20 protein-coding genes, 1 tRNA gene and 1 pseudogene are annotated in these 26232 nt (G+C 65.6%); 8 read left to right on the plus strand and 14 right to left on the minus strand.

Annotated features, from left to right (window positions below):
• Positions 1-177 precede the first annotated feature (177 nt).
• The 4 genes and pseudogenes from EV666_RS08835 to EV666_RS08850 form a co-directional block, all read right to left on the minus strand.
• A complete protein-coding gene (locus EV666_RS08835; RefSeq protein WP_132006240.1) occupies positions 178-1410 on the minus strand; it encodes a branched-chain amino acid ABC transporter substrate-binding protein in 1233 nt (410 codons plus the stop codon).
• An 85-nt stretch (positions 1411-1495) separates the two neighbouring features.
• Positions 1496-1639 (minus strand): annotated as a pseudogene (locus tag EV666_RS08840) (sensor histidine kinase KdpD); the annotation flags it as partial.
• Positions 1640-2150: 511 nt separating this feature from the next.
• Positions 2151-2519 (minus strand): hypothetical protein, encoded by a 369-nt coding sequence (locus tag EV666_RS08845; protein ID WP_132006243.1) that lies wholly within the window; start codon positions 2517-2519, stop codon positions 2151-2153.
• A gap of 318 nt (positions 2520-2837) precedes the next feature.
• Positions 2838-3047, minus strand: coding sequence for a NepR family anti-sigma factor (locus EV666_RS08850; protein WP_132006246.1), 210 nt, complete (start codon positions 3045-3047; stop codon positions 2838-2840).
• Between the two features lie 385 nt (positions 3048-3432).
• On the opposite strand from EV666_RS08850, the gene EV666_RS08855 reads away from it, so the two are divergent.
• The 4 genes from EV666_RS08855 (at position 3433) to EV666_RS08870 (ending at position 10379) form a co-directional block, all read left to right on the plus strand.
• On the plus strand, positions 3433-6534 hold the full coding sequence (locus EV666_RS08855) for a response regulator (RefSeq protein WP_207906373.1): 3102 nt from the start codon (positions 3433-3435) through the stop codon (positions 6532-6534).
• On the plus strand, positions 6531-7394 hold the full coding sequence (locus EV666_RS08860) for a CheR family methyltransferase (RefSeq protein ID WP_132006249.1): 864 nt from the start codon (positions 6531-6533) through the stop codon (positions 7392-7394). Before EV666_RS08855 ends, EV666_RS08860 begins: the two co-directional genes overlap by 4 nt.
• Positions 7384-9222 (plus strand): response regulator, encoded by a 1839-nt coding sequence (locus EV666_RS08865; protein ID WP_132006252.1) that lies wholly within the window; start codon positions 7384-7386, stop codon positions 9220-9222. Before EV666_RS08860 ends, EV666_RS08865 begins: the two co-directional genes overlap by 11 nt.
• A gap of 188 nt (positions 9223-9410) precedes the next feature.
• Positions 9411-10379, plus strand: a complete 969-nt coding sequence (locus tag EV666_RS08870) for a magnesium and cobalt transport protein CorA (RefSeq protein WP_132006255.1) — start codon at positions 9411-9413, stop codon at positions 10377-10379.
• A gap of 30 nt (positions 10380-10409) precedes the next feature.
• Here the strand turns inward: EV666_RS08870 and EV666_RS08875 are convergent, their stop codons facing one another.
• Positions 10410-10763, minus strand: coding sequence for a DMT family protein (locus EV666_RS08875; RefSeq protein WP_207906374.1), 354 nt, complete (start codon positions 10761-10763; stop codon positions 10410-10412).
• Between the two features lie 229 nt (positions 10764-10992).
• Between EV666_RS08875 and mepA the strand changes: the two genes are divergently transcribed.
• Complete coding sequence (mepA, locus tag EV666_RS08880) at positions 10993-11910, plus strand: penicillin-insensitive murein endopeptidase (protein WP_132006258.1); 918 nt, start codon at positions 10993-10995, stop codon at positions 11908-11910.
• 22 nt (positions 11911-11932) lie between these two features.
• Here the strand turns inward: mepA and msrA are convergent, their stop codons facing one another.
• The 6 genes from msrA to EV666_RS08910 all read right to left on the minus strand — a co-directional run bounded on the left by msrA (position 11933) and on the right by EV666_RS08910 (position 17066).
• Positions 11933-12586, minus strand: coding sequence for a peptide-methionine (S)-S-oxide reductase MsrA (gene msrA / locus EV666_RS08885; protein WP_132006261.1), 654 nt, complete (start codon positions 12584-12586; stop codon positions 11933-11935).
• Positions 12587-12725: 139 nt separating this feature from the next.
• Complete coding sequence (locus EV666_RS08890) at positions 12726-13631, minus strand: DUF6662 family protein (protein WP_132006268.1); 906 nt, start codon at positions 13629-13631, stop codon at positions 12726-12728.
• Between the two features lie 569 nt (positions 13632-14200).
• Complete coding sequence (locus EV666_RS08895) at positions 14201-14932, minus strand: hypothetical protein (protein WP_132006271.1); 732 nt, start codon at positions 14930-14932, stop codon at positions 14201-14203.
• 547 nt (positions 14933-15479) lie between these two features.
• Positions 15480-15791: a helix-turn-helix domain-containing protein gene (locus EV666_RS08900; protein ID WP_132006275.1), complete on the minus strand. Its 312-nt coding sequence runs from the start codon at positions 15789-15791 to the stop codon at positions 15480-15482.
• A gap of 129 nt (positions 15792-15920) precedes the next feature.
• On the minus strand, positions 15921-16724 hold the full coding sequence (budC, locus tag EV666_RS08905) for a meso-2,3-butanediol dehydrogenase (RefSeq protein WP_132006278.1): 804 nt from the start codon (positions 16722-16724) through the stop codon (positions 15921-15923).
• A gap of 87 nt (positions 16725-16811) precedes the next feature.
• On the minus strand, positions 16812-17066 hold the full coding sequence (locus EV666_RS08910; RefSeq protein WP_132006281.1) for a hypothetical protein: 255 nt from the start codon (positions 17064-17066) through the stop codon (positions 16812-16814).
• 255 nt (positions 17067-17321) lie between these two features.
• Between EV666_RS08910 and EV666_RS08915 the strand changes: the two genes are divergently transcribed.
• Both EV666_RS08915 and EV666_RS08920 read left to right on the plus strand, forming a co-directional pair.
• Complete coding sequence (locus EV666_RS08915) at positions 17322-18551, plus strand: MFS transporter (RefSeq protein WP_132006284.1); 1230 nt, start codon at positions 17322-17324, stop codon at positions 18549-18551.
• 183 nt (positions 18552-18734) lie between these two features.
• On the plus strand, positions 18735-19961 hold the full coding sequence (locus tag EV666_RS08920) for an adenylate/guanylate cyclase domain-containing protein (protein ID WP_245514315.1): 1227 nt from the start codon (positions 18735-18737) through the stop codon (positions 19959-19961).
• A 37-nt stretch (positions 19962-19998) separates the two neighbouring features.
• Here the strand turns inward: EV666_RS08920 and EV666_RS08925 are convergent.
• A tRNA-Ile gene (locus tag EV666_RS08925) sits at positions 19999-20074 on the minus strand.
• Positions 20075-21086: 1012 nt separating this feature from the next.
• Between EV666_RS08925 and EV666_RS08930 the strand changes: the two genes are divergently transcribed.
• Positions 21087-24119 (plus strand): autotransporter family protein, encoded by a 3033-nt coding sequence (locus EV666_RS08930; protein WP_165909944.1) that lies wholly within the window; start codon positions 21087-21089, stop codon positions 24117-24119.
• Positions 24120-24215: 96 nt separating this feature from the next.
• Here the strand turns inward: EV666_RS08930 and EV666_RS08935 are convergent, their stop codons facing one another.
• Together EV666_RS08935 and EV666_RS08940 are read right to left on the minus strand one after the other, a co-directional pair.
• Positions 24216-25358 carry an ABC transporter substrate-binding protein gene (locus EV666_RS08935; RefSeq protein ID WP_245514316.1) on the minus strand — a complete coding sequence of 381 codons (1143 nt, stop codon included), beginning with the start codon at positions 25356-25358 and terminating at the stop codon, positions 24216-24218.
• Positions 25359-25847: 489 nt separating this feature from the next.
• Entirely contained in the window at positions 25848-26165 is a 318-nt protein-coding gene (locus EV666_RS08940) for a hypothetical protein (RefSeq protein WP_132006293.1), read from the minus strand.
• Between the last annotated feature and the right edge of the window lie 67 nt (positions 26166-26232).

Below are 26232 nucleotides of genomic sequence, written 5' to 3' on the forward strand. Positions count from 1 at the left end.
GTTGGTGGGGCGTGAACCTGGCCCGCGCCAGACCACGCCGGCGGAACGCCGCAGTCACCGCCAGCGGCGGCGCCATCCTCACCAACGAGCTTGCCTGGCTGGAAGCGCCCTGCCCGCTCGCCCGCACGACGGCGTTATGGGGAAACCGCGAGGATCACGCCGGAACGCCAGCGTGGCTCAGGGGCGCTCCATCTCGCAGGTCGTGGGGACGATCGTGTCGTTCGCCGCGATCTTGCCCTTCGACGTCCAGCCCCAGCCGGTTCCCTCCTCGTCGAACTTCTGGCCCGGTTTCAGCGGGCCGAACGAACGCAGGTACATGTCCTGGAAGAACTGGTGATCGTCCTTGCGCATCGCGCCTTTGCCGCCGGTGAAGGTGCCGCCGGTCATACCCTCGAGCTTCTGCGCGATCGCCTTGGGATCAACCGAGCCCGTTTCCTTCACCGCGCTTTCCAGAAAGCGGATCTCATTGACAGCGCGCGGATACCAGAGGGAGGCGCCAAACCTCTTGCGGAACTCACTCTCGGCAGCCTGGGCTGCTTCAGGCGCAGTATTGGGATCATTCTCCACAATATCGTGGACCTTGTCCGCCAGACCCGACTGTTTGATCGCCGTGGGACCGCCGACGCCGCCGGCGTAAATGGTGTACCAGTTCGATTGCAGCCCCGCGTCGGCGCCGGCCTTCAGCAACAGGGCGATATCCTGCCCCCAGTTGCCGGTGATGACCGTGTCCGCGCCAGACGCCTTGATCTTGGCGATATAGGGCGAGAAATCGGTGACCTTGAGCAGCGGATGCAGTTCGTCGCCAACGATCTGGATGTCCGGGCGCTTGGCCTTGAGCATCTCCGCCGCCAGTTTGCGGAAGCTCTGGCCGAACGAATAGTCCTGGTTGATCAGATATACCTTCTTAACCTCAGGCCGGTTCTTCAGATAATTGCTGATTGCCGCCATCTTGACGCTGGCCGACGCATCCCAGCGGAAATGCCAGTAAGAGCACTTGTCATTGGTCAGTGAATCGTCAATCGCCGCATAGTTGAAGTACAGGACTTCCTTGCCGGGATTACGTTCATTGTACTTGGTGACGAAGTCGGACAGCGCCGCCGCGACTGACGAGGCGTTGCCTTGGGTGATAATGCGGGCGCCGGCATCAATCGCCTTCTGCGCCTGGATCACCGCTTCCTGGGGGTTGGTCTTGCTGTCGAAGGCCAGGACTTCGAGTTTCTTGCCGTTCAGGCCGCCCCTGGCGTTCACCTGTTCCGCCAGCCACTGGAAGTGCTTCAGTCCAACCTCGCCAACCGAAGCGCCGCCACCCGAGAGCGGATCAATATAGCCCAGCTTGACGGTTTCCTGGGCCATAGCGGGCCCGAGGGCCAGGAGCGTCGCGACCGCAACGCCAATCGCCATCTTGCGCATTTCCGTCCCCTGTCAAAATTATTGTCCCCAGAAAACTGGATCAATGTTGTGGACGCCGTCAACCCGACCAAAGTGCAATGTTCCGCATGGTCTCGCGCACCCGGATACAGGTGATCTGCGCCAACACGTCATTCAGGCTTTCCACGTGCTGGATGTTCAGCGTGGCGTAAACGTCAACGCCACGCGCCAGCGGCTCCCCGACATCCAGGTAGCGCCTGGGATGCCGGCTGGCCTGGAAACGCGCGGCCTTTGGCGAGATGTGCGGATCAGGGCCGCTGGCCGGGCGCGGTCGCCGGGCTCAAGGGAGATGCGACATCTCTTCGAGTGAACATATGCCAGGATATCGGGACGAAATTTCCAAATTTACGGGACACGGCGCGCGCGTTTTGCCTGCGGTCCATCGCAGATGCCCTGTATGCAGAACCTGCGCAGAAGTATTCGATTGAATTCCTCAATCGCATTGCCGCTCCACCCAGCCCATCGTCGTGAGGCCGCAATGGCTGATCGTGGCGATCGTAGGGGAGACGCCTTGCCGGCGCCCTGGCGACTGTTCACGCATGCGTGGCGCGATCCGGGCGCAACGCCCGAAAGCGCGGCCTGCCAGCTGGAACAGGGATGGAAAGAATTGGCCCGGCGAGGGTCCGCCGGGGCCGGTTTCACGCGCCCGTTCGCATGGGCAGAATATATGCCGCCGGAACCTGGCGCGCCCGCAATGCTGGTTGTTTACCAGCCTGGTTTTTTTACCAGTTGGGGCCTGGGCCGATCGAATTGAAATTCCAGCTGTTCTCGGCGTTCATTTCGGCGACAAGCATCTGGTCGGATGGAACAGAGCGATTACGTCCCAGTTGCCGGTAATTCTGGTAGGCGGCCTCATCGCCAATATAAACGCAGTTGCAACCCTTTGGATCAGCGAAGACATACATGTTCTTGCCCTTCACCGACCTGGCGATCAGCCTGCCTGACGGAATGGTCGCCAGCTTGGCTTGTCGGGCAGGCGTGTCGGCCACCTTCATGGTGAACCCGGCGGCGGTCAGCAAATTGCCCGTCGGCGCCGGCGTCGTGGTCTGACACCCGGACAGCAGGGCGGCGCCGGCGACGGCCGCAAGCACAAACCCCGCCCTCCCCAGCGGGCCGCTCGGGGGAGTTTGACCAACACGCTTAGGCATTCGTTGCATGTAAAGCTCCTGTCAGGGAAACCCGCCGGCAAGACGACCAGCAGAACCTTCATGAGGCTGCGCCTGTTCCAGGGGCCGGTCAAGGCGCAACCACATCTCACAGTTGCGTCATAACCTGTCGCAACCGCACTCCCCCGGCATGGTCACCATCCCCGCGCGCCAGCGTTTTTTTGCCGCGCGGTCCCGGCGATCAATGGCCATCGCCATTGGCTGGCGCCGCTCCATGCGGCGTCCCGGACCGCAGGGCCGTTCTCAGGCGTTGTCCAGCTTTTCAAGCAGCTCCAGAAACCGGTCGGGAACCGGTTCGCGCACCGCGTCACCGTAGACGGCGCGCAGTTGCAGGCCAATTGCCTGTCCCGCAGCGGCGACAGCCCCCGCCTCCAGGTCGCTGCACGGCAGCCGGGATGCGGTCGCGCTCTCCCCGCCGCCGTGGTTCCTGTCCTCAAACCACCAGCTATTCATGGCGCCGCCCATAGGCGCATCTGTTCTCCAAAACCATTGTGTGCTTCCGCCATTTGCTGCCTGGCGCCGTGTCCGCATACAGGTTCTTACGTCCCGGGACCGGCGCCTGTGTCATGTTGCAGCATGATGAACGCCGCTCTCTCCAATTTGTTCCCCCAGGAACGGAACTTATGTGCGTGATGATTGTTGTCATGCGGTATGATTTTGGGTGAGGGTCTGGCATGTCGAGGGGGGAAGCCGTGACGAAACGTGCAGTGCACGGCCCTTGCCAACCGGGCGACGGCCGCTTCGCATGCCGGCGTCAAATGGGCGGCGCGCCCCGGGGTGACCGCAGCAGCCGCGTCAGGCAGGGTTGCCCGTCGTGAATCGTGTGTGAGACAGCGCCTTGACCTACCGGAAAAACCTGACAATCACGATCGCGTCGCTTGTGGCCGTCGCGGCGACGTTTCTGGTGGACCTTGAGGTTCCCCTCGGCATGTCCGTCTGGACGCTCTATGCGATTCCTCTCGCGATCACCTTCCTGGCGACCCGCGCTTATATCGCCCCCGCCGTCACCGCCCTGATCCTTGTCGCCATCGTCGCCGGGTTTTTCCTTTCCAGCGCCGGCGAAATTGACGCGCAGACAGCGATCGTCAACCGGACGATGGGCGCGCTGATGATGGTGACCATGGGCGTCACCGGCTTTTTCCTGATCCGTGGCCGGCGCGCCACCGCGGAACTGGCCTGGGTGCAGACAGGGCAGGTCAAAACTGCGCGGGCGCTGCAGGGCGACCTTTCCGCGGCCCGGGCGGGAGAGAAATTTCTGGCCGTGCTCTGCCAGTACACGCGCGCCCGCGCCGGCGTGCTCTATGTCCGGTCGGCGACCGGATTGCAGCTGGTCGCCAGTTGGGGCGCCGAAACCGCACGGCTTCCTTCCGAGGTGCAACCGGGCGTGGGCCATCTGTGGCGCGCGATTGAAAGCAATGAGCTCATCGACGTTCAGGGCGATGGCGACGCCAGGCTGGCGTGGAGTTCTGGCCTGATGCGCGGCGACGCGCCCTGGAGCGTCATCGCGCCCACCCACGATGGCGCGCAGGTCAATGGCGTCCTTGAACTGGGCTTTGACGCGCAACCGGGCAGGCGCGTTCGCCGGTTGCTCGAAAACACGCCAGAACGGATCGGCATGGCCCTGAGCTCCGCCCGTTACCGGAAGCAATTGCAGGAACTGCTTGAGGAAACCCGCCGGCAATCGGAGGAATTGCGCAGCCATTCGGAGGAGCTGGCCGCCTCCAACGAGGAGCTCGAAGAGCAGACCCAGTTGCTGGAGCAGAACCGCGATCAGCTTGAGCACCAGCAGGCCGAACTGGAGGAGCGCAACGCCCGCCTCGAAACCCAGGCGCAGCAACTGGAAGAGCAGCGCGACGCCCTCGTGCGCTCCCGCCGCCTGCTGGCGGACCAGGCGGACCAGCTGACCCAGGAAAGCCGTTACAAGTCCGAGTTTGTCGCCAACATGTCGCACGAATTGCGGACGCCGCTCAACGCGCTGTTGATCATGGCCCGGCTGCTTGGAGAAAACCGTACCGGCAACCTGTCCAGCGAACAGGTGAAATGGGCGGAAACCATCACGGGCGCCGGTCAGGACCTGCTGGCGCTGATCAATGATATTCTCGACCTCTCCAAGATCGAGGCGGGGAAACTCGACGTTTCTCCAACGCAGGTTTCACCCCGGACGGTCGCCAACAAATTGCTGCGCGGCTTCGAGGCGCAGGCGAAAAGCAAGGGCCTTGTGCTGGAAGCCGACGTGGCCGGCGACATCGCGGCCATTGAAACCGATCCGGCCCGGCTGGAGCAAATCCTGCGCAACTTCCTGTCAAACGCCATCAAGTTCACCCATGCGGGCAGCGTGTCGCTGCGCGTCGCCGCCGTAGACGATGGCGTGGCGTTCGCCGTGCACGATACGGGCATCGGCATCCGCGATGTGGATCAGCCGGGCGTCTTCGAGGCTTTCCGCCAGGCCGACGGCGCCATATCCCGGCGCTATGGCGGCACCGGGCTTGGACTGTCGATCTCACGCGAGCTTGCCGATCTCCTGGGCGGACGCATTACCCTGGAAAGCACGCCTGGGGCCGGCAGCGTTTTCACCCTGGTCCTGCCGCTGCGTTTTCCGGAGAACAGCCCGGCGCGTCGCCGCCTGATCGCCGCGGAGACGGCGCCGCCAGCGCCGCCCCCGGCGACCATCCCCGAAACCACGCCAGACGCAACCAGCGCGATCGGCGGCATGCCCGGCGTGGAGGACGATCGCGCCCTCATCCGGGACAGCGACCGCGTCATGCTGGTGGTCGAGGATGACCCCGCGTTCGCGCGCATCCTGCTCGACCTGGCGCGCGAGCTTGAGTTCCGTTGCATCGTCGTCGATCGCGCCGAGGACGCGGTGAACGCCGCGCAACGCTACCTACCGCAGGCCATCGTTCTGGACGTCGGCCTGCCGGACCATTCGGGCCTCTCCGTTCTGGACAGGCTGAAGCGCAATATCCAGACCCGCCACATTCCCATTCATGTGGTGTCGGCGGGCGACTACATGCGCGAGGCGATGGCCCAGGGCGCCATGAGCTACCTGCTCAAACCCGTCGACAGGGAAGAGCTGGCGCAAACCATCCAGCGCCTCGACGGGCGGCTTGAGCAGCGGACGCGCCGCGTCCTGATCGTCGAGGACGATCCGGCGCAGCTCGCCGGCCTCAAGGCCCTGCTGGCCAGCGACGACGTGGAGACCGTGGGCGCGGCGACCGCGGCCGAAGCGATGAGCGCGTGCCGCGCCGGCACGTTTGATTGCATCGTGCTCGACATGACGTTGCCGGACGCATCCGGCTTCGACGTGCTCGAACAGCTCGACGCCGACGAGGCCGCGTCCTTCCCGCCGGTGATCGTCTATACGGCCCGCATTCTCAGCGAAATGGAGGAGCTGCGGCTGCGGCGCTATTCGCGCTCCATCATCATCAAGGGCGCCAAATCGCCGGAGCGCCTGATCGATGAGGTCACGCTGTTCCTCCACCAGGTGGTGGCCGGGCTGCCGGAGCGGCAGCGGGAAATGCTGAAGGTCGCCCTCAATCGCGACGCCATCCTGGAAGGGCGGCGGATTCTGGTGGTCGAGGACGACATCCGCAACGTCTACGCCCTGACCGGCATCTTCGAGCCGCATGGGGTGGAGGTGCAGGTCGCCCGCAACGGCCGGGAAGCGCTGGAGGCGCTCGGGCGCGTCGCGGACGGGGCGGCGCCGGGGGTCGATCTGGTGCTAATGGACGTGATGATGCCGGAAATGGACGGCCTGACGGCGACGCGGGAAATCCGCGCCATGGAGCGCTGGGCCAACCTGCCGATCATCATGCTGACGGCCAAGGCGATGACCGAGGACCAGAACATCTGCCTCGCCGCCGGCGCCAACGACTACATTCCCAAACCCATCGACGTCGACAAGCTGCTGTCGCTCACCCGCGTGTGGATGTCGCGATGAGCACGGGGCCGATGACGGCGCCGCCGGTGGAGCCGGTGGAGCTGGAGCTGTTTCTGGAGGCGCTTTACCGACGCTATCACTATGACTTCCGCTCCTACTCACGCGCCTCGCTGCTGCGGCGGGCGGAGCTGGCGCGGGAGCGGCTGGGCTGCGACACCATCTCCGACCTGCAAAAACGGGTGCTGCATGAGCCGGCGGTGCTGCCGGAAGTCCTCGACGCCATGACCGTGCAGGTGAGCGAACTGTTCCGCGACCCCGGCTACTATCTGGCCCTGCGCGAGGAGGTCATCCCGCACCTGCGGACCTTCCCGTCGCTGAAAGTCTGGGTGGCCGGCTGCGCCAATGGCGAGGAGCTCTATTCGCTCGCCATCTTGTTTCAGGAGGAGGAGCTGTTCGGGCGCACGCTGTTTTACGCAACCGAGATCAACCGTCGCGCGTTGAACCGGGCCTCGGCCGGGATCTATGACATCGACCGGTTGTCAGGATTCTCCACCAACTATCAGCAGGCGGGTGGGAAAGCCTCCCTTTCCGACTACTATACAGCGGGCTATGGTCACGCGGTTTTCGACCGGAACCTGAGAAGCCGGACGGTGTTTTCCGAGCATAATCTCGCGACAGACCAGGTTTTTTCCGAGGTGCATCTGGTGTCCTGCCGTAACGTCCTGATCTATTTCAACGCTGCGCTCCAGGACCGGGCGCTGGGTCTGTTTTCGGACGCCCTTGTGCGCGGCGGATTCCTTGGGCTTGGCGCCCACGAAACGCTACGTTTCTCAGCCTCCGCCGCCGCCTGGGCGCCCTTCCACGAACGGGAGCGCATCTGGCGGCGCACGGCCAGCGAGGGCGCGTCCCATGTCCGGTGATCCCATCCGCTTCCTGATTGTCGACGACATCGCCGAAAATCTGCTGGCGCTGGACGCCCTGCTGCGGCGGGACGGGCTTGAAATCCACCACGCGTCGTCGGCCCCCGAGGCGCTGGAGCTGATGCTGGTCCACGATTACGCCCTGGCCTTCCTGGACGTGCACATGCCGGAGACCAATGGCTACGAACTGGCGGAACTGATGCGCGGCGCCGAACGCACCCGGCGCATTCCCATCATTTTCGTCACGGCGGCCGAGCGCGACGACACCCGCCGCTTCCGCGGCTATGAAGCCGGCGCGGTGGATTACATTTTCAAGCCCATCGATCCGCTGGTGCTCAAATCGAAAGCCGAGGTTTTTTTCCGCATCGGCCAGCAGGCGCGCGATCTGGAGCGGCAACGCGACGAACTGCGCGCCATCGCCAGCCACCGGGATCTGGCGATCGCCAGGCTGAAGGCGCACGCCGACAATTCCCCCCTGGCCTATGTGGAGATCGACAGCGCCCTGACCATCCTGGCGTGGTCGGCTGGCGCCGAGCGGATGTTCGGGCGCAGCGCGGAGGCCGTCGCCGGCCGCCACGCCAGCGACATCGCCTGGATGACGCCGGAAGGGCTGGATGTGCTCCGCGCATGGTTGCGGCCAGAGGCTGACGTGCCGCCCCGTTACGCCGCCGAGGTCAACGCCCTGGGACCGGACGGCGCCAACATTCATTGCGAGATCTACGGCTCGGTCCTGCGCGATCCCATCACCGGCAAGCTGTCGCTGTCGTTGCAGATCCTTGACGTCAGCGAACGCCACCGGTCCGAGAAGGTCCGCACGCTGCTGATCGGCGAACTCCACCACCGCATCAAGAACACCCTCGCCAACGTGCAGGCCATCGCCCGGCAGACACTGCGGCAAAGCGACAGCCTGACCGCCTTCGAACAGAGTTTTGGCGGTCGCCTGCAGGCATTGTCCCGCGCGCACGCCATCCTGTCGGACGCGACCTGGTCCAGCACCCAGCTTGACCAGCTGGTGCACGACCAGTTCCAGGCCGGAACGCTGGACCCGGAGCGGGTGCATTTGCGGGGCCCCCGGGTGGAGCTTTCACCAGAAAATACCCTGCGCATGGCGTTGAGCCTGCATGAGCTGGGCACCAACGCGGCCAAATATGGGGCGCTTTCCGCGCCGGCGGGTGAGGTTCTGATCAGCTGGCGCCGTCTTGGCGACGGGCTGGAGCTCCAGTGGGAGGAGCGCGGCGGCCCGCCCGTCACGCCGCCCAGACGCGTTGGCTTCGGCTCCACGCTGATCCGCTCGGGCGCGGGCGCCGATCCCGACGCCATCTCGGTGGACTGGCGCCCCGCCGGGGTCATCTGGACCATCCGCCTGTCAGACGGCGTCACCCATGTGGACGCCGCGCCCACGCCGGCGCGGGCGCCGACTACCCAACAGGCCCAGGATGACGGATTTGACGGCTGCCGCATTCTCGTCGTCGAGGATGAGCCGCTCATCGCCTTTGATCTCAGCACTGAACTGGAAGAGGCCGGAGCGGAGATCGTCGCCATCGCGGCCACGGTCAGCGATGCGCTCGCCGTGGCGAAGTTCGAGGCTATCGACCTCGCGGTCCTGGACGGCAACCTGTGCGGCAAGCCGGTCGATCCGGTCGCCATCGCATTGTCACGGCGCAATATTCCGTTCTGTTTCGTTTCCGGCTACGGACGCGCCCACCTGCCCCAGGATTTCCCCGATACGCCGGTTGTCGAAAAGCCATTCCGGCCCGAGGTGCTGTTTTCTGTTCTCCGGGCGTTGCGCAACGGCGCGCAGGCCAACCGCACGCCGGAGACCGTATGACGCCGGGGCGATGTCCAGGCCAGGGGCGCATCGCGGGTCCCGAGCCGCGTTAACCGTTAGACAACCGGTCTTCCGGACACTCGGGCGGAAGAAAGAACGGATGGCGCGACCTCAGAAGGCCAGGACGGCTCCGCGGGACAAGTCCCGCGCAGGCGCGCGCCGGACCAGGGCCGCCTGGATGCAGCCACATGACAGTCGTCGCCGCCTACCTTTACCGCCATGGCCAACCGGTCACGCCCGTGTCGCTGGACCAGCCGGCGACGTGCGCCAGCGATCGCTCCGAATTCGTCTGGATCGGCCTGCACGAGCCGGCCGAGGATGAACTGCGCCTGTTGCAGGACAATTACGATCTGCATCCCCTCGCCATCGAGGACGCGCTGAAAGCGCACCAGCTGCCCAAGGTCGAGGTGTTCGGCGACCAGCTTTTCGTCGTGGCGCGAACGGCGCATCTGAATGGCGACCGCATCTCCTATGGCGAGACGGATTTTTTCGTCAGCCGCGACCACCTGATCAGCGTGCGCCATGGCTCGGCCCGGGCGCACACCGACCTGCGTCACCAGCTCGAGGCGGCGCCGGCGTTGTTGCAACAGGGCGTGGATTATGTGCTGCACGCCATCCTCGACTTTATCGTCGACGGCTACCTGCCGATCGTCGAAAGCATCGAGGAGGAAGTGCTGGCAATGGAGCAGCGCATGCTCGACTCGTTCATCGGCCGCAGCGAGGTCAGCCGCCTGTTCACCCTGCGCCGCGAGCTGATCCGTTTCCAGCGCATCCTGGGACCGATGTCGGAGGTGTGCGGCAAGCTGGCCCATCTGGACCTGCCGTCGATCGATCCGCAATCGCGGCCCTACTTTCGCGACGTACATGACCACGTGACGCGGGTGGAAAGCCGGGTCGCCAGCCTGCGGGAAATCCTGACGTCAGTGTTCGAGGCGAGCAACCTGCTGGAACAGCAGCGCCAGAGCGAGATCACCCGCCAGCTCGCCGCCTGGGCGGCCATCCTCGCCGTGCCAACGGCGATCGCCGGCATCTACGGCATGAATTTCAAAAACATGCCGGAGTTGCAGACCGAGTATGGCTATTTCATCGTGATCACCATCATCCTCAGCCTGTGCGGCCTGCTCTACCTGCGCTTCAAGCGGGCGCGCTGGCTGTAGGACCTGTCAGCTCCAGGACCCTTCCTGAGCCTACAGCGGCCCCTTGAAGACAAACACGGCGCCGAGGGCAATCAGCACGAAACCGACAGCATGATTGAGCGTCAGGCGCTCGCCCAGCACGGTGACCGAAAAGCCGGCGAAGACCACCAGGGAGATCACCTCCTGAATGGTCTTGAGCTCGGCGGCGCTGTAAACGGCGTGGCCAATGCGGTTGGCGGGCACGGCGAGGCAATACTCCAGCAGGGCGATGCCCCAGGAAACCAGCACCACCGTCGGCAACGCCGCGCCAGGGAACTTGAGATGGCCATACCACGCCGTCGTCATGAAGACGTTGGAGGCCAGCAGCAACAGGATGGGCAGAACGGCGGGCGACAGCAGGCTCATGCGGGCCTCAAGCCTCAATCAGAATTCGGCCCACCTCCGTTACCGACCGGCCATGAGATGCGCAATGCTCTCGCCGACGATTTCCGGCCGGGGACCCGCGCCGCCTGTCCATCTGGTTTTCATCTGGCGCCGGGGCACATTTTCTTAAGGCGAATCGGATTTTCCTTTTTCCTGACAACGTCCCGTGGCCGCGGTTGTCCGCGCCGCATCATCGTGAGACCTTTTCCGCATGTGGACGCAACTGATTTGCCTCGCCGTCGCCGGAGCCGCCCTGATCGCCAGCCCCGCCATGGCCCAGGAAAACGCGCGCCAGGAAGCCGCACGGCGCGCCCAGGCCCTGAAAACCCTGCCGCCTGACGCCGCGCGGCGGCTGTTCGGGCAGGTGACAACGGCAGCGCCGGGCGCCGGTCACGCCGTCGGCTTCTACTCGCGCGGCTGTTACTCCGGCGGCGTGCAGATGACCAACACCGGTGAAACCTGGCAGGTGATGCGCCTCTCTCGCAACCGCAGCTGGGGCACGCCGCGCCTGGTGCGCTTTCTCCAGAAATTCTCCGCCGACGCCGCGCGCGTCACCGGTTGGCAGGGCATCCTCATCGGCGACATGGCGCAACCGCGCGGCGGGCCGATGCTGACGGGGCACGCCTCACACCAGCTGGGCATCGAGGCGGACATCTGGCTGCGGCCGATGACCGATCGCGTCTATTCCGCGGCCGAGCGTGAGGAGATTTCCTCCACTGACCTGGTGCGCAGGGACAGGCTGGACATCGACCCGCGCACCTACACGGCGAGCCACGTGCAGTTGCTGAAACTCGCCGCCTCCAACTCGCAGGTGGCGCGGGTTTTCGTCAACCCGGCGATCAAGAAAGCACTGTGCCGCGACGCTGGCGCTGACCGGGCGTGGCTGCGCAAGATCCGGCCCACATGGGGCCACAACTACCACTTCCATGTCCGCCTGAGTTGCACCGGCAGCGAATCCTGCCGCAACCAGCCGCCGCCGCCGCCCGGCGATGGCTGCGGCAAGGAGCTGGACTGGTGGTTCAGGCCGGAAGTGCTGCATCCCAAGCCGCGCCCGCCAGGCAAGCCGCCGCGCGCCCTGACCATGGCCGACCTGCCGCCGGCCTGCCAGGCGGTGTTGCAGGCGCCCTGACGGCTGGCCGGTTGCGGCAGTGTCAGCCAGCGGCGACGCCGACGCCGCGCTGGCAGGCAACGCCGACGCCGCCAATGCCGCAATAGCCGCCGGGGTTTTTCGCCAGATATTGCTGGTGGTAGTCCTCGGCGTAGTAAAACGGCGGCGCCTCACGGATTTCCGTGGTGACCGGCCCGAAGCCGGCGGCGGCGAGCGCATTCTGGTACTGGTCGCGCACCTCGCGGGCGGCGGCCAGCTGCTCCGGCGTTGTCGCGTAGATCGCCGAGCGATACTGGGTCCCAATGTCATTACCCTGGCGCATGCCCTGGGTTGGATCATGGTTCTCGAAAAATGTCGCCAGCAGTTCGCGCGTCGGCAATTTTTCCGCGTCATAAACAACCAGCACCACCTCCGTATGGCCTGTCATGCCCGAGCAGACCTCTTCGTAAGTGGGATTTGGCGTCTCGCCGCCCGCATAGCCAACGGCGGTTACAACCACGCCCGGCAAATTCCAGAACAGCCGCTCGGCGCCCCAGAAACAGCCAAGACCAAGCTGGATTTGCGACAGGCCCGGCCATGGGCCGTGCAGCGCCGCGCCGCTGACGAAATGGCGCTGGCTGGTGGCAAGCGGCGTGGGGCGACCGGGCAGGGCCTCGCCCGGGCCCGGCAGGCTGGTGTTCTTTCGCCCAAAAAACATGGCGTCATCCTCCTAGAAATCTGTCCGCAATCCCCGCCAGGCAAGGCTGCGGAATGCGCCAGGCCATTATATGGGGATTGGCCAGTCATGCGTCAGCCCTGGGTCAGCCCCCGCGCTGATCAGGGACATCGCGGGCGGATCAGAAGTGGCCGCCGACGCGCAGACGCACCTGATGGCGTTCGAACTGATCCAGATCGAAATGCCCCGCGTGGCGACTGACGCCCCCGGCGATCTGGGCATGCCACGCCACAGACGCCCACAGATGCGACCCGAGCGCCAGATAAAGCGTTGGTCCGGCGAACAGCGCCTGCCCGGCGTAACGGTCGAGGCCCAGTCCTTCATAAGCCCTGGCGTAGCGCGCCTCGGCGCCGACAAACACATCCGGCGCCAGACGCCAGGACAGGCCGCCCGTAACGTCGAGGCCAGATGCGTGACCGACGCCGCTGGCGTGCGGCCGGGAGACGCCCAGGTCATAGCTGACGTTAAGGGCGGCGACGAACTGGCCGGGGATGATTTCACGGTCGAGCAACAGCCTGAAACTGGCGCCGTACTCGCGTGAGCGCAGGCCCGTGCCCGGCTCGACGCCGCCAAATCCCGGCGTTACGCCGATGGTCAGGCCGAATGGCCCGGCGGCCCGGTCCAGCAGCCGGAAGCGCATGTCGAGAAACGCCCCGTCCAGCGCCGTGCTGCGCCGGTCGACCTGATCCGGCGCGCCATGAATGTCATGATGCGATACGATGAAGCCAGGCGACAGGCGAAAGTTCGGCGTGACCGGCGCCTTAAGGGAAATGGCGGCGTCGACGGCGGAAAAGCGGCCATGACGTTTGCCAAAACGTCCTGTGGTTTCCGTTTCCAGTTCCAGTTCGCCCGGTTGGCCAATGTCCGAGCCCTCGGCAAAGCCGAACAGATGCTCGGTGTCGAGCCCTTCCGCCTGCGTGGCTCCTTCCGCCTGCTTGGCTCCTTCTGCCTGCGCGGCGTCCATGCCAAGCGCCGACGTCGCCGCCAGGGCTCCCCAAACAAACGCCGCTCTTCGCAACCGCGCCATTCCCCGCTTCATATTCTTTGGCCCCATGGTTTTTCGCCCCACGTCCGCTGCCCGCATGCTTCGCCTCCCTTCCCCGCGCCTCTTGCGGCTACAGGTGTGATGGCGATCATATGCAATTGCAAACCATTTGCAATTGCATATTTGAACATCCTGGTAGCCAGGACGCGCGCACGGAGGCGCGATGGCGGGTGCACGGGGAAGCTTGCGGACATGACGACCATGCTCGCGTGCTCGCGCGCGAAGCGCGTGGGCAGGAAAGCCCCGGCGCGTAAGGCTCGCCCGTGCGTATGAAGCTGATCCGACCGCGCATGGGCCAGATCGTGACAGGCGCGCGCACGCAGCCGTCGCGGGGCGCATGAGGGATTCCTCAATCCGGTCTTGCCTGAGGCTACCGTGCGCTGTTTATGCCGGAACCGCGGGCGCTGGCATGGCGCGACATCTGCGCGGCAGGCGCAGATGGCCTCTCGTCATCAACCGCAACCGACCGGACGGTTGACGGCGCCCGCGCGACCCACCTGCGCGCCACGGCGCGGCGTCACGGTCCACCGGGGCGGCGCCTGCCCCTCCTGTCAGGACCGGGCAAACCGGCGCATCATTTCCTTGCCGTCATTCGCGGAGAGGCGCGGCGCGGCGGCCATGCGGCCGTTCCTGTCGCAGGCGCTGACCAGCACACGCCGCACGGCTTCACCACGAGTCAGCTCCACCCGCCAGATGTCTGGCGCCCCCTGGGAGCCCGCGCTGGCGTGGCCGACGCGCCAGCAGGTTGGCGAGGCGCCAGGCCGCGCGACGCTGCAGTCGGCTTCCGGCGCCAGGAAGACCACGACCCGCCCCTGTTTCAGGGCCGCCCGGGCGAAGCGCGCCGGCGACGACAGCCGGTGCGCCCGCCGCGCATCCAGCACAAGCACCCGCGCCGGAACCGTCGCCGCGCGGAGCCCGGACCGCGCTTCCCAGCAGGTTTCGATGATGGGCAGGGCCTGGCCCGCCTCCGGCAGCGGCGGCGCGCCGCCGCCCAGCAAATCCGCCGGCGGCCCCAACCAGCAGGCTCCGCCGCTGGCGCGGGCGCAGAAACCCGCCGCGAAGGCGGCGGCCGCCGCCGCATGCAGGGCTGCCTCTTCCGCCGGGCCGCCATGGATCGCCTCCACCACATGAAGCGCCCCGGGCGCCAGCCCCCCGTCCGCCACCGCATTGTCCAGTTCGGCGACGCCAAACAGCGACGGGCGCGGCGCGACGTGGATCGGAACCGGTCCCTGGGCGGAGACATCAGGAGCTTCCGGCTGGCCATGGCCGACCTGCGCCACCATCGCGCCCGCCCTGCCCCCGGACGCCATGCACGACCCCGTGGCGGCTTCTCCCGAAGCAGCGTGACGGGCGCCCGCAGACCGCCTCCGCCCAAGCGCCTTTCCTGGGGGCATATCTCCTCCCGGGGACACCGCCATCGCCATTTCCATGCGCCTGATTCCGTCTGGATATCGCCAGATGTTCTTTATTTGTTTGCGACCGGATTTTGTCAATCGACGCCCTTGCGAACGGGCTGTGTTTCGCTCGCCAGGAAGCGACGTGGCCAGGGGAGCATGCGTCAGGGGGGTTGAAAAGCGTCACGGGCCCGCCCGTCATGGCGCGCGCCTCGCAGCAGGCGCTGGCGCGGACGACCGGGACGGGTCCGGCCATGGCGCGGTAGGCCGCGCCTCATGCCAGCCCCCGATCCAGGCCTACGAATCCAGGCCCGCGATCGCGCAAAACACACCGGCTGGCTGAAGGCGTCCGCTGCAACCTGTGCGTATCTTTCATGCGCGACAACCATGCCGACACTGATCGGCCGACAGCGATCGTTAGCCGGCGCGGCTCCGCTCAGGGCACGTCGTCGTCACCAACCGCGCCGCCCTCGTTCTCCCAGCCGGCGACCTTGCGCGAGACGCTGCTGGTGAAACGCAGCCGCACGCCGGCGCCCATGTCGTCCTCGGGAATGAAGTGGGCGCCAAAACTCTCAAGCGCCGCCTGCAGGGCGCGCAGTCCAGGAACATCGGGCGGCGTCGAGCCGGCCTCGAAACGTCTGATGACGTCGGCGCCCAGGCCGCTACGCACGGCCAGAACCTCGACCGATATCTGGGTCAACGCCCTGGCGGCGGCGCATTGTCCGCTGGTGATGGTTTCGACCTCCACGGCTGTCCTCCCCCTGCTGTAACCTGCGGCAGCATAGCCGCTGGCCGCCAGGCAGGCCAGCATGGCCAACCGGCTCCGCCCGCCGCCTGCCGACACAACCGGAACGTGGCTGCGCGCGCAGCCACCGCCTCATGTCCCCGTGCGCGTCTCCCCGGTCAGCAGACGCGTGAAATTGGGCTGGCCGGTCGCGCAGGTGAGGCCGCCATCGACGACAAGCGCCGCGCCAGTCACATAAGACGCCGCCGGAGAAGCCAGGAAAAAGATGGTTTCGGCGATTTCCTCCGGCTGGGCCAGGCGCCCGAGGGCAATCGCCTCCATGTAGCGCGCCGCCACCTCCGGCGTTTCACACAACTGCTGCGACAGGGGCGTCTGCACCAGACCGGGACACACGGCGTTGACGCGCACGCCTTCGCCGCCATGGTCCAGCGCCATGGCCCGGGTCAGGTTGATGACCGCCGCTTTCGAGGCGTTGTAGGCGGCGAAACCATGGTCACCGCCCGTGCCCGAGATGGAGGCGATGTTCACGATATTGCCGCGCCGGGCGATGATGTGCGGCAGGGCGCGACGGCAAGCGTAAAACACGCCGTCCACATTGACGGCGAACACCTGCCGCCACTTTTCATCGGCCAGACGGTCGACATGGCCAAAGCCGCCAACGCCCGCGTTGTTGACCAGCACGTCCACGCCGCCGAAGCGGCCGACCACGGCGTCGATGGCGGCGTCCACATCGGCGGAAACCGCCATGTCGACGCGGTGGGTCATCACGCGGTCCGCGGCCGCAGCGTGGCGCCCGAGCTGGCGCGCCAGCGCATCCCCGTCCCGGTCAAGCAGCGCCACGCGGTCGCCGGCGGCGATGAAACGCGCCGCCGTGGCCGCGCCGATGCCGGAGCCCGCACCAGTAACAATGATAACGCGGCCCTGATCCGTCTGCATGTTTCCACCCTCCTGCCCCGGATTTCCGGGATCTGTCATTCCCGGGGTCGGGCATTCCCGGATCTGTGATTTCTGGCGTCCTGGCGCTCATGCGCCGTCGCGCCCGCCCAGCATGGCGATGACGGCGGCGCCCAGCAAACCGCCAGCGACAAGGCCGCCGCCAGCCGCCGCCATGGACCAGAAGGCCGAGACCAGCGCATCGCCCTGGAACGCGTTGATGGCGAAGGCGCACAGGCCAATGACGACACCCGCGATCACGGCGATCCGCGCCCCGGCGCGCAAGCCGATGGCCACGCCAATCACCGTGCTGGCGACAACCCAGATGACCCACATGCGCGCCATGCGTTGTTCCCCTCCCCCGGCTTCCACCGCCGGACCACGCAACTGGACCACAGGCGATGGCGTTCGGGAAGATATCCCCTCGCCTGGATCACAGAATTCGCGGAAGCATGCCGGGCAGGCCCGCATGCGTTGAAAGCAATGGCGTCCCAACGGCCGGCCTGGTAGAATATTTTTTCATGTTGGGGGAATGCGCCTGCCAGCGGGCGCCTGGTTTGCCCGCGGGACAGAGGCGCGAAAGCCGGGAACGCGCTGGGGATGAATGAAATAGACGGCGGCGTTGCGTGGCGACGCCTTTTTGCTGCTGTTCTGCTGAGCATGGTCGGCGGCGTCGGCATGTGGTCCGTGGTGGTCGCCCTGCCGTCGGTTCAGGCGGAGTTTGGCGTCGACCGCGCGGCGGCGTCCCTGCCGTTCACGCTGGCCATGCTGGGCTTTGGCGTGGGCGGCGTGGCGTTTGGCCGGCTTGCGGACCGCGTCGGCATCATGCCGCCGCTGGCATTGGGCGCCCTCATCATGGGCCTGGGCTATGTGCTCACCACCCTAACGCCAGGCATTGTCAGTTTCGCCATTATCTTCGGCGCCATGATCGGCGTTGGTTCATCCGCCTGTTTCGGCCCGCTGGTGGCGGACATTTCCTGCTGGTTCCTCAAGCGGCGCGGCCTTGCCGTCGCCATCTGCGCCTCCGGCAATTATCTGGCGGGCGCCTTCTGGCCGCCGGTTGTCGAACGCGCCATCAACATGTGGGGCTGGCGCGCCACGCATATCGGCATCGCCATTTTCTGCACCGCGACCATGCTGCCGCTGACGCTGCTATTGCGCCGGCGCGCGCCGGCCGACACGCCCACGGCCGCGACCGGCGCCCCCGTGCAGACCTACGCCGCGCCGCAACAGGCGCTGGGCGTGTCGCCAGGGCGGCTGCAAACCCTGCTGGCGGTGGCCGGCGTTGGCTGCTGCGTGGCCATGGCCATGCCGCAGGTGCACATCGTCGCCTATTGCGGCGACCTGGGTTATGGCGTCGCCCGGGGCGCGGAAATGCTGTCGCTGATGCTGGCCTGCGGCATCATCAGCCGCATCGGCTGCGGCTACATCGCCGACCGGATCGGCGGCCTCGGCGCCCTGTTCCTCAGCTCCATCGCCCAGGGCGCGGCGCTGGCGCTGTATCTGATGTTCGACAGCCTGACGTCGCTGTATGTCATCTCGGCCCTGTTCGGCCTGTTCCAGGGCGGCCTGGTGCCCAGCTACGCCATCATCGTGCGCGAATACTTCCCGGTGAAGGAAGCGGGCGGCCGGGTTGGCCTGCTGATTCTCGCCACCGTCGTCGGCATGGCGCTGGGCGGCTGGATGTCTGGCCGGATATTCGACATGACCGGCTCGTATCAGGTCGCCTTCCTCAACGGGCTGGCGTTCAACATTCTCAACGGCGCCATCGTCCTGTTCCTGCTGATGCGGCAGCGCGGCGCAGAGCGCACGGCGCTGGCCAGGGCGTGAATGCCGCGACCGGCGGCGATCCATGACGCCGGTGGTTTGACGCGGCGCGGCGAGGTTGTATCTTGCTCGGCCCGGTCATGGCCCCGTCATCGTGACCGGCGCCGGGGCGCCATGACGGATGCGATATGGCTCCGCCGGCCCGCCATGGCCGCGCGGCGCCCAGGCCTGGAGCCGGAAGCCGTCATGAGCGCTGAGTCCCCGCCCGTTTCCGCCATGCAGCCAGGCGTCACCGGCCTCACCTGGCTGGAAATGGACGACGCCATGCTCTCCCGTGGCCTCGCCATCCGTGACTGGCTGCTGACCGAGGGGCGCAATGCCTCCGATCTCAAGCTGATTGTCGCCGGGCTGTGCGAACAGCTGGCCAGCGCCGACATTCCCGTGGACCGGGCCATGCTCGTGCTGCAGACGCTGCACGCCGAGCAGGCCGCCATGGCCATGGAATGGAAACGCGCCGAGGGGCTGGAGGCCGAGGCCATCGCCTACAGCGATTTTTCGGACAAGGTATACGAGGAAAGCCCCTTCGCCGCGGCGCACCGCGCCCGCGCCGACATCAACTTTCGCATTGATGAAACCCCGGATGACCGCTTCGGCATCGTGGCCGATCTGCGCGCCCAGGGTTACACGCACTATTTCTGCGCGCCGTTATTGTTCGCCAACGGTCACAGGAACGGCGTCAGCTTCGCCACCCGCACGCCTGGCGGATTCAGCGACGCGGAGCTCACGCTGTTGCGCGTCCTTGTCCCGACGATTGAGGCGGTGCTGGAAATCTATGCCGGCTATGAAGCGTTGCACCAGCTGCTGCGCACCTATATCGGCGACGAGCCGCACCGCCTGGTGCTGGACGGCGACGTGCGGCGCGGTCACGTCACGCGCATCCGCTCCGCCATCCTGTTCGCCGACATGCGCGACTATACCCAACGCTCCTCATCGCTGACGCCGGAGCAGACCGTCGATCTGCTCAACGCCTATTTCGACTGCATCGTTCCGCCAATCGAGGCGGAGGGCGGCGAGGTGCTGAAATATCTCGGCGACGGCCTGCTGGCGATTTTCCGTGACCGCGGCGACGACGCCGGCAGCGCCGCCCAGGCCGCGCTCGACGCCGCCAGCGCGGCGCTGGCGCGGCTGGAGGCGTGGAACGCCTCGCACCCGGACCAGGCCATCGCCACCGGCATCGCGCTGCACCACGGTGAGGCGGCCTATGGCAATGTCGGCTCCGGCGCCCGCCTCGACTTCACGATCATCGGCCGCGACGTCAACGTCGCCAGCCGCCTCGCCGGCCTCAACAAGGCGCTGGGCGAGCCGCTGATCATGTCCGGCGCGCTGACCGAGCAACTCTGGGGCATGTACGAACTGGTGGGAACCTTCGCGCTGAAGGGCATACCGGATGAAATCAAGGTCTACCGCCCCTGACCGGGGCGTTTCAAACCGTGAAAAGCGTTCAGGGAGTTGGTGGGCCCGGCAGGACTCGAACCTGCAACCAGACCGTTATGAGCGGTCGGCTCTAACCATTGAGCTACAGGCCCGATCCGCGCCAGCCGGCGCGGAAAGGCAGCGGCTGGGAGCTGCTGGCGGGGTAATGCCATGGCGCCGTCACCGCATCAAGGGCTTTGGGGCCTTCGCCCGGCGGTTCCCGGCTGACGCCGGGACGCCCCGTCGTTCCAACCTGCCGTCCTGTCTAGCAGATGCGGCGGTGTTCCAAAATCTCCATGGAGCCGGAGGCGCCAGCTTCAGGAGGTCATCCGTTTTACGGGCGTCAGCTTTTCCGGCGTATGCACGGGCGACGGGAGCGTCCGCTGGTATGTTGCATTGCCCGCCATCCGCCGCGCCGCCGCAACGACGCCGCCATGACAACGCTGACGCGAACCGCATCCGGATCTGCGCGACGCCCTGGCGGACACATGCGTCGTCCAGGGCCTGAGAACCGCGAATCGTCGCCGCGAAGCCATTGACGGCCGGGCCTCGCCTGGGACCATGGGCAAAAAGACCAGCGCATCACCGCCATGCGGGCCCTACCCGGCGCACACCGTGACCACGCGTCGCGCTGCTGATGTGAATGCTGGCGCACAGACGGCCGCCGTCCGGCCTGCGACATCTCTCCATCACCTTTCCGACCGAAGGAAAACCCGACCCGGCGGGCGCGGCTGATGTGGCGAGCATGTCACATTTCTACTTAAATCAGCACAAACCGCAACCGGCAACCTAATTTCAATTCAATATATAAACTGATTTATACATCGGTAGATACAAATAATGAATAAATACATATTATTTATATAATAAATATATCCGTTCAATAATTCTGAACTAATAAAATCTCTACACGGCGCCTCCATGGTCACCGCACAGAACTAACGTTATTATGCCGGAATATTAGATATTTTAGGGTATTTTATAAATATGATCCGCATCAACAGTTTCATGATCAGATCAACGGCCCTGCACATCTCGCCAGCTATCATGGCAGTTGGCGGAACTCTGGTAGTTGCCGCACCGTCATGGGCGGCGTGCACGCCGGCTGTTAGCGATGGCGCCGTCGTGACATGCGCCGGAACGACCACAAGCCGTATCGGATCAGGACCAGCTCCCGGCAATGACAATGTCACCGTCAATGTACAGGGCGGCGCCACCGTCAGGGTTGGCGACGAGCCCGCGATCAGCCTGCATGACGGAGCCCAAATCACCGTCAGCAATGGCGCGATCGTCACCAACGTCACGACGCCTGGCGGAAGCGGCCCCTATCATGCCACTGGCCCCAATACGGTCGAGTTCAACAGTAACGGGACGCTGACGGTCGCTGCCGGCGGCCAGATTATCGAAACCGGAAACAGCACACAGGCTGAAACCGTCAACGTCATGGGGGGCGGCAACAGGATCATCAATTACGGCCTGATCCGGGGGACGAGCAGCGCCGCCGTCTGGTTTCAGGACCAGGAACCCGGCTCCCGCAATGTCGTTGACAACTACGGCAGGATCGAACGGGTTGGCGGCGGCAGCGTCATTGGCTCCAGTGGCAGCAACGGCATCGTGTTCTACAACCGCGCCAACGCCACGGTGGTCGGTGGTCTAAGCTTCGCCAGCGGTAATAACGATCTTTATTTCGAGCCGGGCTCCACGGTTACCGGAAGCATCGATGGCGGCCGCGGCGCGAGTAACCTGACCCTGCGCGGAACGGCCGGCTCGCGGGATGTGCTTCAGGGCCGTTTGAGCAATTTCCGCACCCTGATCAAGGAGGGGCGTGGACAATGGACAATTTCCGGCAGCCTGACCGGCTTCACGGACGTGGCGGTCAAAGAAGGCATGCTGACGCTCACCGGCGATAACACCCGCTATACGGGCGCCGCCCGGGTCGATCCGGACGGCATACTTGAGGCGCGGGCGCAAAGTCTTCCCACGCAAGCCGACCAGGCCGACAATCTCAATAATATCCGGAACAACGGCATTGTCCGCCTTGCCCAACCCACCGGCGATAATGCGGCCTATGGGGGCCAGATTGTTGGCGGCGGCGTGGTCGAAAAGACTGGAGGCGGCATGGTGACCCTGTCGCCCCAAGCCCCCGACGGCAACACCTATTCCGGCGGAACCGTTATCAGGGGTGGCGTGCTGGCGGCCAGCGGCGACAATGCCATTGGCGCGCCAGCGGGCGGCGTCACCCTGGACGGCGGCTCCTTCGGGTTCGCGTCCAGCTTTACCCTGGGCGCCGAACGCCCCGTCATTGTCACCATAAACAATGGCGGCCTGAATGCAGGCCCTGGCGTTACCGGTGTGGTGACCCAGGGGATCACCGGCCCCGGCGCGCTCACCAAAAGCGGCGACGGCGCCGTCGTGCTCACAGGAACCAACACCTATGCCGGCATAACGTCTGTTGAGCGCGGCGCGCTTGCGGCGGGCGACGCCGCCCATCCCCGCGCGATGCTTTCCGGCGGCGGCCAGGTCAATGTGGCGGCTGACGCGACGTTCGGCGGCTACGGCTCTGTCGCCGGTGATGTCGTCAACAGGGGCGCGATTGCCGTGGCCAGCGCCTTCCCTGGCTTTGCCGGCGGAACGGAGGGCGACTTCACCATTGGCGGCGTCCTGACGAATGGCGGCCACGTCCAGATCGGCGGCGGCGCCGTCGGCAACACTCTGGTCGTCGGCGCATACGTGGGCCAGATGGGGACGATTGGCGTCAACACCGTGCTTGGCGGCGACGGCTCCCGCTCGGACCGGCTGGTGATTGACGGCGGCGGCGCCACCGGCGCATCCATCCTCCAGGTGACCAATGTGGGCGGCGGCGGCGCGGTGACCTGGGGCAATGGCATTCAGGTGGTCGGCGCCATCAACGGGGCAACCACAAGGGCGGGCGCTTTCGTTCTGGGCGGTCCCGTTGTCGCTGGCCCTCACGAATACAAGCTGTATCGGGGCACGCGCGACGGCAGCGATCCGCAGTCCTGGTATCTGCGCACTGAGTTGCCCCCGGCTCCCCCCACGCCACCGGCGCCCCCTGCCCCGCCGGTTCCCCCCACCCCGCCAGCGCCGCGCCCCGCTCCCGGACCGCAGCCGCAGCCGCAGCCGCAGCCGCAGCCCGAAGCTCAACTGCCGAACTATCGCAACGAAACCTCCCTTTACGCCGCGTTGCCGTCGATGGCGCTGGGCTACGGCCAGTCGATCCTCGGCACGCTGCATGAGCGCGTCGGCGAGCAGGAGCTGCTGCGGGGTCGCCAAAGCGCCAATGGGCCGTCCTTCGTCAACGGCGCCTGGGGCCGCATCATCGGCCAGCACATCGACCAGTCTGCCTCGGCTGGCGGGATCTATGGACGTGGGCCGGCCTATAATCAGGACATCGCCGCCTTCCAGTTCGGCCTCGACATCTACCGCCGCGAGCATGCGGACGGCAGCCGTGATCACGCCGGCGTCTACTTCGTCGTTGGCCAGTCCGAAGGCAGTGTGAAGCACTTCACGGGGGCCCGCGCCGGTCAGAACCGCTTCGACGCCCAGACCATCGGCGCCTACTGGACCCATTTTGGCGCCACCGGCTGGTATGTGGACGCGGTGGCCCAGGGAACCTGGTACAACGCCAGGTCCAGCTCCGTGCGCATGCGGCAGATTTCGCCGGACGGCTTCGGCGTCGGCCTGTCGCTGGAAGCCGGCTATCCGCTGCAACTGGGCGGCGGCTGGACTGTCGAGCCGCAGGCGCAGCTGATCTACCAGAGCATCTCGCTGGATTCCCGCTATGACGGCGCGGCCCAGGTCCGCTTCAGCGACGTGCAGTCGCTGGCCGGCCGCATCGGCGCGCGGCTGTCGCGCACCTGGACGCTGGACGCGGAAAATGGTCCGAAGCAGATCAATGTCTGGGCCCGGGCCAATCTGTGGAACGAGTTCCTCGGCAATCCGAAGACCTGGTTCTCCAGCGCGGATGGTTTCGTGCCGTTCCACTCCGAAATGAAGGGCGCCTGGACGCAGCTTGGCGGCGGCGTCACCGCCCAGCTCAATGGCAACGTCGCCCTCTATGCCGACGCCAGTTACAACATCGGCCACGGCGGCGACCGCCGCTCCTGGGACGGCAAGGTTGGCGTGCGCGTCAACTGGTGAGGCGTAGGCCTGCGATCAACCGGGAGGCCCCGCCACAGTGCGGGGCCTTTTTCTGACATCTGGCGACAGGGCCTCGCGCCACGCAGGGAGCGCGGCTCATTCAACGACGATGGGGTCGCCGAACACCACCCAGCGATCACCGTCGAAACGCTGCAGCCGCAGGGCGTTCACCGTGGTGTAGTTGGTGGGCGATACATTCATCACCACGCCGGGCAGATACATGGGCAACGCCAGATTTTTGATGGTGGTCGCCTGCTTCAGCACGTTCTCACTGGTGAGATCGTCGCCGGCGTTGCGCAGGATGTGCTCAACCGTCTGGGCGACGGTGTAACCGAACACGTTGCCGCTGTTGAGCGGATCGCCCTCCTTGTACCAGTCCCGCATGAACTTCATGTAGGCCAGCACCGCCGGGTCATTGGCCCACACGGGGTCGCTGGGGTCCTTCAGCGCCGTGGCGGTGACGATGCCTCTGGCGTTCTCCAGACCGGCCGGCTGCAGGGTCTGGACGCGCGAGGACGCGACCGAGGCGACATAAAAGGCGGGCTTCCAGCCAATCTCGGCGATCTTGCGGATGGCCTGGGCGCCGAATTTGGGGGTCGCCATCATGAACAGCGTATCGGCGCCGGAGCTCTTCAGCTGGATCACCTGCGAATCGACCGTGGGGTCGGTCACTTCGTAGCTCGCCTCCTTCACCACATTGCGGACGGCGTCGCCGAGCCCCTCCTTGAAGCCGCTGACATAGTCGCGGCCGGCATCGTCATTCTGCCAGAGAATGGCGATTTTCGCGTTGGGCGTGGTGGCGGCGATATGCCGGCCATACACCTTGCCCTCAAACGCGTATGATGCGAAGCCCGGCGTGGTCCACGGGAATCTGGCGGGGTCGTTCCATCGCGTGGCGCCGGTGGAAACCAGCAACTGGGGCACCTTCTTCGTATTCAGATAACGCTGGACAGCCGCATTGGTGGCGGTGCCAATGGAATTCACCAGCGCCAGCACCTGCTCGGACTCGACCAGCTTGCGGGTCTGCTCGACGGTCTTGGGCGGGCTGTAGGCGTCGTCCAGCGACAGCAGCTCCACCTTGCGGCCGTTGATCCCGCCCGCCGCGTTCAACATGTTGAAATAGGCGACTTCCGTCCGCCCCTGCGTGCCATAGGCGGACGCCGGCCCGCTGTAGGGCATGGTCTGCCCCAGTTTGATCGCCGTATCCGTCGCGCCTGGACTGTATTTCTTCCCAGCCATGGCGGCGCCCGCATGCAGCACGCATAACACAGCGGCCGCCAGAGCGCCCCTTGTCGCCCACGTCATACCGTTTCCTTCCCCAATGACCGACGTCTTGCGTCAATTTATAACATGCACTTTACATAAATGCTGCGATGCACTGCAATTCGCCCATCTATATTTCAGGAAAGCAAAGACCCGCGCCACAAAAATATATTTGAAACGCACCAGCATAATTCATGGCGCGCGAAACCTGGCGCATATCACCAAAATGCCGGTCAGCAGGCGGCGAGGCGCGGCGGCTACGACGCGTTTTTGCCCCAGATACTGGCGGCGGCGCTCACAACACGACAGTCATTGACGCGCAAACTCACGTCTGCCTGCCCTTCGCCGCCACTGGCGATCGCAAATCATCACTTCGCTTTACACCAGATAACACTACACACCCAGCGCATAAACCAGCGCATACTGTTGTATTAATTTTCTTGAATAATGTATTTCCCAGTTAATTTACACAATATTTATGATTAGCGGCGATATTTTTCTACACGGCGCGCCCATGCGCCGGCATTGACTCCAGATGACAGGGAGACGATCGATGGTTTTTCTTTTGAAGCCGCAGAAGGCGGCGGCCCGGAAGCCCGCCGCCCGGTCCAGCGCAGCCAGTCGCACAACCACGCGCGCCGCGCCCAAGAAGCCAGCGGCCCGCAAGGCCACTGCCACAAAGGCGCCGGCGCGGAAAACCGCCACGACAAAAACCGCAGCCGCCAAAACCCGCGCCACCGCCGCCAGGGCGCCCGCCCGCAAGCCAGCGGCGCGCACGACCACCACCCGCGCCACGGCGGCCAAAAAGCCGGCGGTCAGGAAGGCAGCCGCCCGCCCGGCGCATCGGGGG

Source organism: Camelimonas lactis (genome assembly GCF_004342915.1).
GTDB lineage: Bacteria > Pseudomonadota > Alphaproteobacteria > Rhizobiales > Beijerinckiaceae > Camelimonas > Camelimonas lactis.